Consider the following 15,459-nt stretch of genomic DNA (forward strand, 5'->3'; position numbering starts at 1 on the left):
AAAGCAAAAAATTATAAGGCCATTACAACAATTCTTAAAGTTAGGAAGTAAATATGAGTTCAGCTCCAGATAGTGGTTGGTTTGGCCACCCTAAAGGACTTTCGACATTGTTCTTCACTGAGATGTGGGAACGAATGAGTTACTACGGCATGCGAGCGATGCTCGTATTGTTTATGACAGCAAGCCTACAAGAAGAAGGCCTTGCCTTTACGGTTGCATCAGCTGCTGCAATTTACGGTTTATACACAGGTGCCGTTTATTTCTTAGGCTTACCGGGTGGTTGGCTAGCGGATAGATTATTCGGTGGTCAAAAGGCCGTATGGTACGGCGGTATCATCATCATGTGTGGCCATATTATTTTGGCCGTGCCTCATGAGTATTCATTTTTTATTGGTTTGATCTTTGTTGCTACAGGTACTGGTTTGCTAAAACCAAATATCAGCGCAATGGTAGGCCAGTTATACAGCGATGCTGATGAGCGCCGTGATGGCGGTTACGCTATATACTACATGGGTATTAACTTAGGTTCTTTAATTGGTTACTACGTATGTGGTTACTTTATGGAAAACGTAGGTTGGCACTGGGCATTTGGTGCAGCTGCTGTGGGTATGGCTATTGGCTTAATTCAATATAAGCGCACGCTTAACAACCTACCAGAGCACAGTGCATTACCGGCTAACCCATTAAGCGCTAAAGGTACATCTCGTGCATGGTTTGGTATTGCTGCTTTTGTTGTTATTGCCGCTGGTGTGACCGCTGCAGCAATGACGGGCGCAATTATTATTAACCCAACTGTTGTAGCAGGCTACACAGCTGTTGTGTTTACTATTATATTCTTTATTTATTTCGGGGTTATTTACTTTACAGGTAAATTAACAGCGGGCGAAAAACAAAGAATGTGGGCACTATTTTTAGTGTGTGTTGCCTCTGCGTGTTTTTGGTCTGGCTTTGAGCAAGCGGGTTCATCACTTAACCTATTTGCCCGTGATTACACAGATCGCCTTATTGGCACTTTTGAAATTCCGACTACGTGGTTCCAATCTTTAAACTCACTATTTATTATTGCTTTATCGCCATTTTTTGCCGCGCTTTGGATTAACTTATCTAAAAAGATGGTATCGCCTACTTACAGCGTAAAATGTGCAATGGGCTTAATTATTATGGCTTCTGGCTTTTTAGTTATGTTTATGGCCGCTCACTACGCAGCTGAAGGCTTAAAAGTAGCGCCATACTGGCTAGTAACAACCTACTTTTTACATACAGTGGGTGAGCTTTGTTTAAGCCCTGTAGCATTAAGTGCGGTAAGTAAACTTTCGCCGCGTCGTTACACAGGCCAAATGATGGGTGTATTTGTATTAACTTATTCAATTGGTAACATTATTGCTGGCTTACTGGCTGGTAACTTTGATCCAAATAACGTTGAAGAAATCCCTAACTTATACTTACAAATTGCCTTATTTAGCATTGGCGTAGGTATTGTTTTAGTGCTTATGAGCTTTAAAGCGAAAGTATGGGAAAAACAAGGCCTAGAAGAAAAAGCTGCATAATATTGCACGTTTAATTACGCGTAATACTAATTATAATTTCCCCCATAGCCGCTATGGGGGAAATTTTCTCAAATTTCTATATCACCTCGCTGTAAACTGGTATCATCTGCTGATTAATTTTTAACTAGTCTCAGGGACGCAGTACATGCGCTTGTTAACTTTATCTCACACCCTATTTTTAACCTTAAGCATTGTTTTATTATCTGCCTGTGGTGGTTCAGACGATCAAGTTACAACTAACCCTAATGATCCCGTTGAGCCTGAGCCTAGCGAGTTAACCGTATCTACAACTACCGGTTTAGATATCAGCCTCGACGAAGGAAGCTTTTTACTGACTGTACCTGCCAATGCCGTCTCTCAAAACACTGAGCTTACACACGAAAAAACAGTATTAGATGATGCAAATGCACTACTAAATATTATCTCAGATATACACCTACTCACCCCAAGTACGCTTTCTTTTAGTGATCCAATTACTATCAGCATAAAAATACCTGATGATTACCAGTTAGGAGGCCAGCTATTTATTGCTAGACAATCTGGCGATAGCTGGGCAGTTATTGAGAACTCTTTTGTTGCAGATGGTTTTGTAAGTGCGCAAGTAACAACACTAGGAACCTTCGCTATTATGATGCAGCGCAATGAGGCCTTTGCAACTATAGGCCCAACGTGTGACGCCACAGCCACAGAGCAATCGGTTAGATTTGTTCATGTTGCCGACCTACACGCGCGATTCGGTTATGAGGAGCAATACTTTAGCCGCATAAAGGCCTACTACAATCAAGCACTTGCACAAACGCCGCATACCCTTTTTACCAACGGGGGGGATGACTACGAAAAAGGCACTGTTGCTGAGCAACTATCACAAGGTAGCGCTACAGAAGAAGCCATTAAGGCCATGCAGTTTGATTTACGTGTGGTAGGAAATCACGACTATGCATGGGGGCCAGAAAAATTATTAAGCTACTCGCAAGATGATAACGCCATAGTACTTGCCAGTAATACACGCTATGAAGGCGAACAATTACAAGATTTTGCCGCTGTAGGCTTTGCTAAAGTACAAGTAGGCTGTGTGACCTTAGGTGTATTTGGTATGACCTCAGTACCTTGGAACGAGCTAGACGAACCGATAGATGATGAGCCTATACCTGATTTTATCAAACAATTTAAAATGAGCTGGCAGTGGCAACAAATAGCACAAAGTATAGTAAACCAATACCAAGGCGATGTTGACTACATGGTAATGCTAAGCCATTTAGGTGAAGGCTTAGATATTGATATGGCAACCGATGTAAGCGGTATTGATTTAGTGTTAGGCGGTCATACTCATGGCGGTGAAAGTTATAATACGCTCGAGAACGGCGCTGTGGTTATTCAGCCAGATTTTTACGCCAAAGGCATCACCGATGTTACTCTTACGTTTAACTTGCAAGATAAAACATCGCCAACAATAGATTACAGCACCATTGAAACTGACAGCATCAGCGAACGTGATGAACCAACTAAACTGGCAATTGATGAAATTATGGGCCGCTATGCGCCTGATGCAAATACAGAAATTGCTATTTCTGAAAACTACCCAAGTAGTTTAGAACTTGCAGAAATAACGGCTTTAGCTGCAGCCCATGCAAGTGATATAACGGCGGCCCTGTTTAACCCAGAATTAGTACAAACGAGGTGGACACCAGGGACCTTAACGCAAGAAGACTTTCATAAAGCCTACTATGTTGAGCGCCAGCCCTCTAACACTCCGGGCTTTAATTCGTTATATAGCGTAACGGTTACAGGTAGCGATTTAAGCACCATGTTTGCCAGTCAGCCAGATTGGTTTTTACTCAAACCAGATGATATACAAGCTGCGAGCACTTATCAGGTTGCGTTGTTTAAAGGCGCAGCACTTAATCCTGAGCTATTTTTTAGCGGTGTTACCTTTTCAAACGTTGAAGCCATTGACGAAGCATGGTGGTTACTTGATCAATATGCGCGTTTTAGAACAAGCCAGTGCTTATACCTAGATACCGATAATCAACTCTTTTCATGTAATGAGCAAAGCAATGTCACAGTGTGGAATTTTGATGATGCAAATAGCCCTTTGGCAGCAGATTATGGCCCTTCAGTATTGAGCTATTTTGACCCAGAACAAACAAACTGGGGCCCTGAAGAAACGCAATATAATACAACTCAAGCACTTGGTATTGCTGATTTTGCTGATGGCAGCTCAGGTGTAATGGCGTTTTCACGCCACGCCCCTACCGAGGGGTTATTAATAACCTTAAATACACCTGCCAATGGTGATTATGCAAGTGAAGGAATGGTTTCTGATTACACCTTAGTAATGGACTTATATTGGCCAAAAGAAGGCAAAGATATTTATCGCGCTATCATGCAAGCAAACACACAAGATTACCTCACTGATGATGCCGATATGTTTATCGACCCAACCGGCGGTTATGGTAAATCAACCAGTGATAGTGGTTACTTTGGACAAACAGAGCCTGAAAACTGGCACCGAGTTGCATTTGTATTTTATACCGCCCCCAGTAATGGGGTATTTGAAGTGTACATAGACGGCGAGCTTGCTGGTGTTAAAGAAGACGGTGAAATAAATAACACCTGGGCATTAACGTCATCTGTTTTACTCTTTACAGATAACAACTTTGAAACAGTGCCCGGTTATTTAAACGCCCTTTTATATGCTGGGCGCGCCCTGACTCGAGATGAAATTAAAAGCATAGGCAGTGCACAATCAAAGCTGACATTTACCCCTACAACACGGGTATTAAACCAAGCTATTGAGCGCCATTACCAAGCAGCTCCAACCGTAAAACCTAACCTTTGGCTCGAGCAGCGCAACACGTTTTTTAACAATCGCACACAAAGTGTAAACAATTAAATACAAAAAACATTACGTAGCTACATTTTTAAAAGAGGTTTTATTTTTATAAAACTTCTTTTTTATTTATTTATATCAACACCTTAAACTTTAATAAACTAAAATAATCAAGCTAATACATGCTCGTTTACCCTAAAGCGTAAGGTATAAACCTATTGACTAAGTAAACGTCTTATTAAATTTACAGTTTGCTCAAATGCTAAATCTGCTCCCCCTCTTCCCCAAACTTAAAATCTAGTTGATTATCTAGCTCAACACGACAACAACACATAATCGCAGTAGCAATATTTATTGCAGGAGTAATAAAAATGAGTGAAGCAAATAATCCACTAGGTTTAGTTGGTATTGAGTTTACTGAATACGCAACACCTGATGCAGACTACATGGATAAAGTGTTTACTGATTTTGGTTTTTCAAAATTAAAAAAATTTAAAGGCAAGGATATTGTCTATTACAACCAAAACGACATTCACTTTTTACTAAATAACGAACGCGGTGGTTTTTCTGCTGAATTTGCAAAAAGTCATGGCCCAGCAATTTGCTCTATGGGTTGGCGTGTTGAGGATGCACAGCATGCATTTGAAACAGCTGTAGCACGTGGTGCAAAACCCGCAACCGACTCAACCCATAAAGACTTACCTTACCCCGCCATTTACGGTATTGGCGATAGCCTGATTTACTTTATTGAGCAATTTGGTGATAAAGGGTCTATTTATAAGTCTGACTTTGAAGATTTATCATCACCTAATGTAGTTGAAGATAAAGGCTTTATACGTATAGATCACTTAACTAATAACGTTTACAAAGGCACTATGGAAACATGGGCAAACTTTTACAAAGACGTGTTTGGTTTTACAGAAGTACGCTATTTCGATATTAAAGGTCAAAAAACAGCGCTGCTATCGTATGCATTAAAATCACCCTGTGGCACCTTCTCAATTCCTATTAATGAAGGTAAAGGCAATAACAACAACCAAATTGACGAGTATTTAGGCGAATATAATGGCCCTGGTGTACAACATCTCGCGTTTTTAACTGACGATTTAGTTAGCTCGCTTGATAAGCTTGATAAATCGACCATTGCTACTTTAGACATTATTCCTGAGTATTACGACACTATTTTTGACCGTGTACCGTGGGTTGCAGAAGATAAAGAAAAAATTCGCGAGCATCAAATATTAGTCGATAGCCAAAGTGAAAACTGCTACCTATTACAAATTTTCTCTAAAAACCTATTTGGACCTATTTTTATAGAAATGATCCAACGTGTAGATGATGGTGGTTTTGGTGAAGGTAATTTCCAAGCATTGTTTGAGTCAATTGAGCGAGACCAAGAGCGCCGCGGCGTTTTATAACTTTTTTGAGTAAATTAAAAGCAGCGATCTTCGCTGCTTTTTGTCGTTTTAATATTTAAAAAGTAGGGTGCAACATACAAGTATGCTTAAATAAATGCATGCACCCAACATCAAACCTAAAGGATAAGTAATGAGCCAAATTAACGAAACCCACGACATTAATTTAACTAGCTGGGTAGAGTCGGCCAATATTAAAGGCTGTGACTTCCCGATTCAAAATTTACCTTTTGCAGAATTTCGTACTAAAAACACAAATGAAAAATTTAGAGGCGGGGTTGCTATTGGCGATCAGGTTATTGATTTAGCAAAATTGAGCCACTTAAACATTTTTACCGGTGATGCTAAAACAGCCCTGGATGCAGCAAGCGAATCAACACTAAATACATTTATGGGTTTAGGGGAGCAATACTGGTCAGCACTGCGCTTAGCGCTTTCAAAAGCATTGCGTGAAGGCGCACAGCAACAAAAAGAAATGCAAAGTACCCTTATTGCTCAAGCTGATATAGAGTTTTCACTGCCGTGTCGTATTGGTGATTACACCGACTTTTATACCTCAATTTACCATGCAACAGCCGTTGGTAGCTTGTTTAGACCAGACAACCCGCTTTTACCAAACTATAAATGGGTGCCGATTGGCTATCATGGCCGCTCTTCATCTATTGATGTATCGGGGCAAACATTTCACCGCCCTAAAGGGCAAACTAAAGCGCCCGATGCAGATACCCCATCATTTGGCCCATGTAAACGCCTAGATTACGAGTTAGAGCTTGGTATTTACTTAGGCAAAGGCAATGCGCTGGGTGATGCTATCGCCATTGAAAACGCTGAAAACCATGTATTTGGTTTTTGTGTATTTAACGATTGGTCAGCACGAGATTTACAAGCATGGGAATACCAACCATTAGGCCCGTTTTTAGCTAAAAACTTTGCATCAACCGTATCGCCTTGGATTGTCACCACTGAAGCACTTGCACCTTTTAGAACTAGCTGGACACGTGATGAAAACGATCCACAACCAATGCCGTACCTAGAATCTGCCGCTAACCGCGAGCAAGGAGCATTTGATATTCAAATGGATGTTAAAATTCAGACTCAAAAAATGCGTGATGAAAACCACCAACCTACGCAGGTCTCAGCCTCAAGCTTTAAACATTCATATTGGACTGTGGCGCAAATGGTGACCCATCACACTGTAAATGGCTGTAACTTTATGCCAGGTGATATGCTCGGCTCTGGCACGCAGTCAGGCCCTACACATGAAGAAGCGGGTTCTTTATTAGAGCTTTCTCGTGGTGGTAAAGAAAAAATAACCCTGAGTAATGGTGAGCAGCGCAGCTTTTTAGAAGATGGCGATAACGTAATTATGCGCGGCTGGTGCGAAAAGCCAGGCTATGCCCGTATTGGCTTTGGTAGTGTAGAAAGCACAGTATTACCTGCTAAATAACTTATTGGTTATTGATATGTCCTAAATAAGCAAACACATTTGAGGACAACACATAGCAAATAAAAAAGCCACCTAGTTAAACTAGGTGGCTTTTTCGTATCTAAAGTACGGGTTTATTAAAGGTCTTTTTCAACCTCATCAAATAGCGCAGTAATATTTTGCGCTGGCTCTTTCGTCGCTAAGCTTACAACGACAATTGCAATACTTGCTAAAATAAAGCCTGGTACAATTTCGTACATGTAACTGCTTAAGCTTTGCCCATCAATCATAAATGGTGAGTAAATCCAAAACAGAACCGTACCAGCACCTACAACCATACCTGCTAGTGCGCCTTCAAAGTTCATGCGTTTCCAGTACAGGCTAAATAAAACCAGTGGGCCAAATGCCGCACCAAAACCTGCCCATGCATTACTTACTAAGCTTAATATTGAGCTATCTCTATCGTACGCTAAGTAAATAGCACATAGAGCAACTGCTGCTACACTAATACGTCCTACAGTAACAAGCTCTGTGTCGCTTGCTTCTTTGCGTAAAAACGTTTTGTAAAAATCTTCAGTTAACGAACTTGAGCTAACAAGTAACTGCGAAGAAATTGTACTCATGATTGCAGCTAAAATAGCCGCCAATAAGAAACCAGCAATTAATGGGTGGAATAATAACTCAGAAAGAATTAAGAAAATGGTTTCTGGGTCTTCAACAACAATGTTGTTTTCGTAAGTGTACGCGGCACCAAATAAACCAGTACCCACAGCACCAATGGCTGCAACTATCATCCATGTCATACCAATACGGCGAGCCGTTGGCATATCTTTTACGCTACGCACCGACATAAAACGTACAATAATATGAGGTTGACCAAAGTAGCCTAAGCCCCATGCCATTGCCGAAATAATCCCTAATGCAGAGCCTGCACCTATCCAATTAAGCATATCGGGGTTAACGCTATGAAGTGTTGACTCTAGCGGTTGATCTAATAAAGAGTAAGCAACGGTCGGTACCAGTATCAAGGCAATAAACATAATACAGCCTTGCACAAAGTCAGTTAAGCTAACGGCTAAGAAGCCACCAAATAAGGTATATAAAACAACAACACCAGTGGTGATGTATAAACCCATTTCGTAACTTAAGCCAAACGAGCTTTCAAACAATTTACCGCCTGCTACAACACCTGATGATGTATAAAGCGTAAAGAACACAATAATTACTACCGCAGAAACTACACGTAAAAGGTTTGATTTATCATTAAAACGATTAGAGAAGTAGTCTGGGATTGTGATTGAGTCGTTTGCTTTTTCAGTGTAAACACGCAAACGAGGCGCAACTAAAAAGTAGTTTAACCACGCACCAATAACCAAGCCTATTGCTATCCATGTGCTACTAAAGCCAGTAACGAACATAGCGCCAGGTAAGCCCATTAAAATCCAACCACTCATATCCGATGCGCCAGCAGATAATGCTGCAACACTTGGAGATAAGCTACGTCCACCTAGCATATAACCCGAAACATCACTTGTAGACTGTTTGTATGCATAAAGTCCAATGCCAAGCATGACTATAAAATACAATACCAGTGAAATAATCATTCCTGTTTCCAAATTCGCCTCCACAAAGTTGTATAAAACAGGCTTTTAATCCTAATAATGACTCTTAAAATATTATAATAAAGACACTATTGGGGTAAAAACCATCCGTCTTGACTATACCATGCTTAAAGGTGATAACTCCAACTTGTTACACTGAAGTGAACAAAAAACAGCCGTATTGACTATTTAACCCTCAAACACCCGATATACGGTAAATTTATTTACATATATAGCTAATATTTAATAACAATTCATTAAATCAATAATAATTACCTAATGCTATTTCGAACGTTTTGCCATATATTATAGCCATTGCTAATAATTATTATTTTGTACGGAACTATTTATGTATTTTTATGCTGCACGCCAACCTATTTTAGACCGCGAAAAGGAGCTTGTTGGATACGAGTTATTATTTCGTGATGGCGTTGATAATGTATTTCCAGACATAGACGGTGACGAAGCAACAACGAAGCTAATCGAAGGGAGTCAGTTTAATTTTGGCTTAGAAGATTTAACTGGCAACAAACCCGCCTATATTAACTTTACCCTAGAAACCTTACTTAAAGGTTACCCTACTATGTTAGGGAAAGAGACGGTCGTTGTAGAAATCCTTGAAACAGTGCAACCAGGTAAGCGCTTACTGGCTATTGTTAAAGATTTAAAAGAAAAAGGCTACACCCTAGCGCTTGATGATTACATTCACCAACCAGTATGGCGCCATTTTTACCCATTTATCGATATTATAAAAATAGACTTTTTAACCACTGATGAAAGTGCAATAAAAACCATAATTAACGATATTAAAGCCTATCCACACATCAAGCTTTTAGCTGAAAAAGTAGAAACCTATGAAGCTTATAATTTAGCTCTTGAGCTTGGGTTTGAATATTTTCAGGGGTTCTTTTTTTCAAAGCCTGAAATGGTACAAAGTAAAGCACTGCCGCCATCAGAAATGGCATTAGCAGAGCTGCTTTACGAAACCTCATCTGTTGAAATGGATCTTAAAAAGATAACCGATGTGTTTGAACGTGACGTAAATCTATCTTACAAGTTATTGCGTTATTCAAACTCAGCTGCGTTTGCGCGCAGAGCCGAAATAAACACAATCAAACAAGCACTCATCGTCCTTGGCGCTAACGAAATTAAAAAGCTGTTATCTTTGTTATTTGCAGCGCAAGTTTCTGCCGATAAACCTGTTGAGCTAATTAGGCTTTCGCTAACACGTGCACGATTTGGTGAACTACTTGCTATTTCACACGGGCAGTTTAAAGATACCGGTATGGCCTTTTTAACTGGCATGATGTCGCTTATGGACGCTATTTTAGATGAAACCATGGAAAGCGTTATGCAAAAGCTCCCGCTGTCTGCAGAGATAAAAGCTGCGCTATTGAATGACGAAGGCCTGCTTGCTCAGTATCTAAACTTGGTTAAGTTTTATGAGCACGCAGATTGGGAAGCCGCCAACGAGATTGCTAAACAATTAAATTTAGGCGAAGAAGTTGCCAATGCATACCATGACGCCTTAACGTGGGTTAATGAGCAAATGCAGCTGATGATTAAAGAATAATAAACATTAGGGCTTATTTATTTAAGCTCAAAATACGCATAAAAAATGCCAGCAATTGCTGGCATTTTTTATAGCTGTTATTTATAGGCTTTCTAAGAAGTCTTCATCAAAGTCTTCAGGCTCTTCTTTGATTGGAGGATTGCCGTCGTATAGCTCATAAAGCTGACGCTGAAAGTATATGTCTTTAACAAACAGATACGGGTCAAGAGAGTCATTAAGTAGGCCTTCTTGCGGGATAAGTGAAGCACGAGCTTCAACCGCTTTAAGCGCAAAAACTAAAATAGTTTGAGGCGTAGTCAGAGCGATTTCTGGTAACACAAAGTTATCAACTACATCGCCTGTTAAGTTACGTGCTGTAGTCGGCCCCATTGCTGGCAGCATAATATATGCGCCATCGCCAACGCCCCACACGCCCAATGTTTGGCCAAAGTCTTCATCTACCAGCTCAAGTCCAAGTGAACTTGCAACATCAAAAATACCAAATACACCTACCGTAGAGTTAACTAAAAAACGCGCTAAACTCACGCCTGCGTTGCCCGCTTTACCTTGTAGCCCTGCGTTTATCATATCAACAGGCGCACTAATATTATCGGTAAAGTTAACAATCCCATTGCGTACAGGCACAGGGGTCACTTCTACATACCCTACAGCCACAGGGCGTAAAATATAAGCATCAAGAATATCCATATTAAAGTCGTACAATGGACGGTTAATGCTTTGTAGCGGATCGCGCTCATCAACTTTGTTTTCTGGTACTTGTGCACATCCGGCTAGCACCAATAAACATAAAAAAGTAAAACTATGCTTTAACATCTAATGTCCTTAAGGTATTAATGTATCAATTTGAAGTTGGTAGTCACTTACGTTTTCACGTTGTAGTGTCTCAGAGTGACCCTCTAACTCACCACTACTTGGCATAACTGACTCATCGATTGAGATCCGCGCTGTGATCACAATATCTTTAGCACTTGATAAGTTTAACCCATCAACCATTGCATTAGCATCAGTGAGTTGCACCGTTAGCGGAAAGCTGTATTCATTTAGTTTAACAACCGCTAATGGCATAGGAGAGCCTTGAGCAGCCTTGGCAAAAATAAATAAAGTCCCCTGCTGTGGCTGCTTATCGAAAAGCTCATTCGCTAAGCTCACAGTAACACTAATAGCACTATTAGCAGAGACCGGCATTACAGAGCCCTCATTTTGCATTTGTTGCTCTATATCGGAAATACGCTGCGCTATCATTGAGTAGCGCGTATCGCTTTTATCCATGCTTGCCAGTAATACTTCAAACGCCGCTTTGGCTTGCGGCCAGTCCTTGCGCTCATAGGCAATAAGCGCTAATAAAGAAATAGCATCAAGGTTTGTTGGTTCAACCTTTAGCACTTTAGATAGCATACCCGCTGCACGCGTCATGTTCTCTTCACTGCCTTCAAGCAGTAAAACTTGGCTGTAGCTAATGAGTACTTGCATGTTGTCTGGGTTCATTCGAAGGGCTTTATCAAACGATTGCTGCGCCATATCAAATTCGTTTAACGACATAGCTACACGTCCAAGCAGCATCCACGCAACTTCGTCATCGCCTGATTCACTAAGCTTAGTGCGCAGCGCTAAAGCAAACGCTTGCAGCTCGTTTTGAGTAAGAGGCTCACCTTTTTGCATTACCGCACGCTCGCCATAATCTGCAAGGTTATCCATTGCATCATACCACGCTGCTATTTGCTGCTGGCTCCCTGTAAAGGTGTAAAAAACACCGGTGAGGGCTAATAAAAATGCTGCGCCTGTTAAAGCAAAAATACGGTTATTACCTTTGCTATTAAGCGATTTTTCTGGCGATAGCTCGTTCAATAAACGACGTTTTAGCTCAATAACCGATTCACTGTGGCTTTGTGCATCAATACGTTGATTGTCTAAGTCGTTTTGCAGCTCAACTAAACGCTGCTCGTAAATGCTGATCAATTCTGCATTAGCATTGTGAGTAATGGTTTGCACGCGCTCTTTTTTTAAAAAAGGCAACATAATAAAAGCCAGTGCAATTAGTGTGAGTAAAGTAAAACACGCCCACATTAAAATCATTAATTTTGCTCCTGACGTTTATTTTCTGCAATTAACTTAGCAAGTTTTGCTTCATCATCGCTGTTCCAGATTTGCTTAACTGACGCCTTACGCTGGCGAATTACAATAAAACCAAAACCCAAAATAACAATAAGTACAGGTAAAACCCAAAGTACTAATGTGGCTGGTGTTACAGGCGGATCGTAATGAACAAAATAACCGTATCTGTCTATCATGTAATCGATTACTTCGTCTTTTGTTTTACCTTCTTTTACCAGCGCGAGTACCTTGTCGCGTAAATCTTTTGCAACAATGGCATCTGAGTCTGCAATATTTTGGTTTTGACATTTAGGGCACCTGAGCTCTTTGGTTAACTCTTCAAAGCGCACAGCTTGTTGGTTATTGTCAAACTGGTAGCGATCTTGCTCGGCATACACTGCCATACTTATAAAAAAGCTCAGGGTTAATAAAAACACTCGCATTAATTTAGCTCCTGCATAACAGGGGCAAATTTAGCACGCCATACGCGCGGGTTTAGATCCCCTGTATGGTGTAATAAAATTTTACCCGTTTTATCCACTAAAAATGTTTCAGGGGCACCCGATACACCTAAATCAAGTGATAAGGTACGGTGCAAGTCTAAAATATTAAATTGGTATGGGTCGCCAGCACGGCTGAGCATATCGCTCACATCTGTGCGCAAAGCCTGCATATCAAATGGGCCATCAAAATCGGCATCATAGCCTTGTACATAGTACAAGCCAATAATTTTTACGCCTTGCTCGCGCAGCTTAGTTAAATACCCAAGTTCAACTAAACATGTAGGGCACCAAGTCCCCCATACATTAAGTAAATAAACTTCGCCTTTTAGGCTTTCATCTGTCCAGCGCTTATCATCTTGCATTAAATCAGGCAGGTTAAACGCAGGCATCGTTTGGCCTAGTCGTCCGGTTTGAATTTCACGCGGGTTGGCAAACAAACCTTGATACAAAAATACACATAAAAATATGAATATTAATAACGGTGCTAAAGCTAAAATTTTACGGTTCATTACGCATTCTCCAACGCTTTTTTGCGTGTACTTGCTGATGTACGGTAGCGTTTATCAAATAAAATCATAAACCCTGCAAGCGATATAAGTACACCGCCTATCCACATCCAACGCACGAACGGTTTGTGATAAATACGCAGTGACCATGCCCCTTTACTTAATTGCTCACCGAGCGCTAAATATAGGTCGCGAGTAAAGCCGGCATCAATTGCCGCTTCGGTCATAAATTGCATACCAATATCGTATTTGCGTTTTTCTGCATGTAACTCAGTCACTAGTTTATCGTTATTGAATACCGACACTACACCAGCATGCCCACTGTAGTTAGGGCCGCGTATTGATTTAACGCCATCAAATCGGTATTCGTATTGGTTAAGCGTGACAATATCGCCTTGCTTCATAGAAACATCACGCTCCACCGAGTACGCCGAAGTAAGTGTTACGCCAGCAATAACAAATGCTAAACCAACGTGACCTAGCACCATAGCCCAGTAGCTAATGCCTAAACGTTTAATGCCTTCTTTTAGCGTCCCGTGAACCGACGCCTTGGCGTATAAATCTATGGCAGTAGATACAGCAACCCATACACCTAATGTGGTTGCTAATAATGTAAGTGGTTTTACGACATCGTAGCTTGAGAACAACCACGCACAGGTAATAACAACACTTATTAACACACCTATTAATACTTTATTTTGTAGTACAGCCCACTTGTTTTGTTTCCAACGAAGAAAAGGCCCTATTCCCATTAATATGGCAAATGGTACTAATAAAATGGCAAACATTTTATTAAAGAACGGTTCGCCAATAGAAATACTGCCTAGGCCCATTTCTTTATGCACCATAGGTAACAAAGTACCTAAAAGAACAATTAATGTGGCTACCACTAAAAAGATGTTGTTAAGCCATAAGGCCACTTCGCGTGATACAAACTTGTAACGGCCTTCGCTTTTAACTTGTGATACGCGAAGCGCATACAACGATAAACCGCCGCCAACAACAATGCCTAAAAAGGCTAGAATGAATAAACCTCTATCGGGGTCAGTGGCAAATGCATGCACCGATACAATAATGCCTGAGCGAACAATAAATGTGCCTAATAAGCTTAGGGAGAATGCAGCGATGGCAAGCAGCACAGTCCACGATTTAAATACACCGCGCTTTTCTGTCACGCTCAAAGAGTGCAATAAAGCCGTAGCGACTAGCCAGGGCATAAGCGATGCGTTTTCTACCGGATCCCAAAACCACCAGCCACCCCAGCCAAGCTCAGAGTAAGCCCACCAGCTGCCTATGGTTATTCCTAAACTTAAAAAGCCCCAAGCAGTCATCGTCCATGGGCGAGACCATTTAGCCCAGGTGTTATCAAGTTTACCTGTTAAAAGTGCTGCAATAGCAAATGAAAACGCAACCGATAACCCTACATATCCCATATACAGTAATGGCGGATGAATGATCATACCGGGGTCTTGTAGTAGCGGATTTAAATCACGCCCTTCAACAGGGAAATACGGCAGTAAGCGTTCAAATGGGCTTGAAAGCAGTAGTGTGTACATCATAAAACCGACACCTAAAAAGCCAAGCACACCTAAAACACGTGCACGCAACACCCAAGGTAGCGATTTAGAACGTATAGCAACCACGGCGGTCCACCCTGCTTGCATTACAAGCCACAGTAAAATAGCGCCTTCGTGCCCACCCCACGTAGAGGTAATTTTATAATACCAAGGCAACGTACTACTTGAATGATACGCCACATAAGATACCGTAAAGTCATCTGTTAAGCTGGCATAGATAAGCGCAGCAAACGAGAGAAGTACAAAAGCAAACTGCCCAACGGCTAAAGACGGGGCCGCACGCATTAAACGAAGATTACCGGTATGCGCGCCCCATAGCGGAAAAATACACAGTAAAACGCTTAGCACCATGGCAAGCGTTAAAGAAAAATAACCAAGTTCTGGGATCAT

11 protein-coding genes are annotated in these 15,459 nt (G+C 41.1%); 5 read left to right on the forward strand and 6 right to left on the reverse strand.

Annotated elements, in window-relative coordinates:
* Window positions 1–53 precede the first annotated feature (53 nt).
* The 4 genes from PAT01_RS08585 to fahA all read left to right on the forward strand — a co-directional run bounded on the left by PAT01_RS08585 (window position 54) and on the right by fahA (window position 7,239).
* Entirely contained in the window at window positions 54–1,547 is a 1,494-nt protein-coding gene (locus PAT01_RS08585) for a peptide MFS transporter (RefSeq protein WP_138579263.1), read from the forward strand.
* A 145-nt stretch (window positions 1,548–1,692) separates the two neighbouring features.
* Window positions 1,693–4,440 carry a metallophosphoesterase gene (locus tag PAT01_RS08590; protein ID WP_154945340.1) on the forward strand — a complete coding sequence of 916 codons (2,748 nt, stop codon included), beginning with the start codon at window positions 1,693–1,695 and terminating at the stop codon, window positions 4,438–4,440.
* Window positions 4,441–4,748: 308 nt separating this feature from the next.
* Complete coding sequence (gene hppD, locus PAT01_RS08595; RefSeq protein WP_154945341.1) at window positions 4,749–5,795, forward strand: 4-hydroxyphenylpyruvate dioxygenase; 1,047 nt, start codon at window positions 4,749–4,751, stop codon at window positions 5,793–5,795.
* Between the two features lie 130 nt (window positions 5,796–5,925).
* A complete protein-coding gene (gene fahA / locus PAT01_RS08600; protein ID WP_154945342.1) occupies window positions 5,926–7,239 on the forward strand; it encodes a fumarylacetoacetase in 1,314 nt (437 codons plus the stop codon).
* Window positions 7,240–7,355: 116 nt separating this feature from the next.
* Here the strand turns inward: fahA and putP are convergent, their stop codons facing one another.
* Window positions 7,356–8,834 carry a sodium/proline symporter PutP gene (putP, locus tag PAT01_RS08605; RefSeq protein WP_054983014.1) on the reverse strand — a complete coding sequence of 493 codons (1,479 nt, stop codon included), beginning with the start codon at window positions 8,832–8,834 and terminating at the stop codon, window positions 7,356–7,358.
* 334 nt (window positions 8,835–9,168) lie between these two features.
* Between putP and PAT01_RS08610 the strand changes: the two genes are divergently transcribed.
* A complete protein-coding gene (locus PAT01_RS08610) occupies window positions 9,169–10,392 on the forward strand; it encodes an EAL and HDOD domain-containing protein (RefSeq protein ID WP_154945343.1) in 1,224 nt (407 codons plus the stop codon).
* 81 nt (window positions 10,393–10,473) lie between these two features.
* Here the strand turns inward: PAT01_RS08610 and PAT01_RS08615 are convergent, their stop codons facing one another.
* From PAT01_RS08615 to PAT01_RS08635, 5 genes are read right to left on the reverse strand one after another with little or no spacing between them, the layout of a single operon-like run.
* On the reverse strand, window positions 10,474–11,205 hold the full coding sequence (locus PAT01_RS08615; RefSeq protein WP_004588329.1) for an MlaA family lipoprotein: 732 nt from the start codon (window positions 11,203–11,205) through the stop codon (window positions 10,474–10,476).
* A gap of 9 nt (window positions 11,206–11,214) precedes the next feature.
* On the reverse strand, window positions 11,215–12,465 hold the full coding sequence (gene ccmI, locus PAT01_RS08620) for a c-type cytochrome biogenesis protein CcmI (protein WP_064386510.1): 1,251 nt from the start codon (window positions 12,463–12,465) through the stop codon (window positions 11,215–11,217).
* On the reverse strand, window positions 12,465–12,926 hold the full coding sequence (locus PAT01_RS08625; protein ID WP_154945344.1) for a cytochrome c-type biogenesis protein: 462 nt from the start codon (window positions 12,924–12,926) through the stop codon (window positions 12,465–12,467). The genes ccmI and PAT01_RS08625 overlap by 1 nt, the downstream gene beginning before the upstream one ends.
* Window positions 12,926–13,495: a redoxin family protein gene (locus PAT01_RS08630; protein WP_029773820.1), complete on the reverse strand. Its 570-nt coding sequence runs from the start codon at window positions 13,493–13,495 to the stop codon at window positions 12,926–12,928. Before PAT01_RS08630 ends, PAT01_RS08625 begins: the two co-directional genes overlap by 1 nt.
* Window positions 13,495–15,459: a heme lyase CcmF/NrfE family subunit gene (locus tag PAT01_RS08635; protein WP_154945345.1), complete on the reverse strand. Its 1,965-nt coding sequence runs from the start codon at window positions 15,457–15,459 to the stop codon at window positions 13,495–13,497. The genes PAT01_RS08630 and PAT01_RS08635 overlap by 1 nt, the downstream gene beginning before the upstream one ends.

The organism is Pseudoalteromonas atlantica (genome assembly GCA_007988745.1).
Lineage (GTDB): Bacteria > Pseudomonadota > Gammaproteobacteria > Enterobacterales > Alteromonadaceae > Pseudoalteromonas > Pseudoalteromonas atlantica.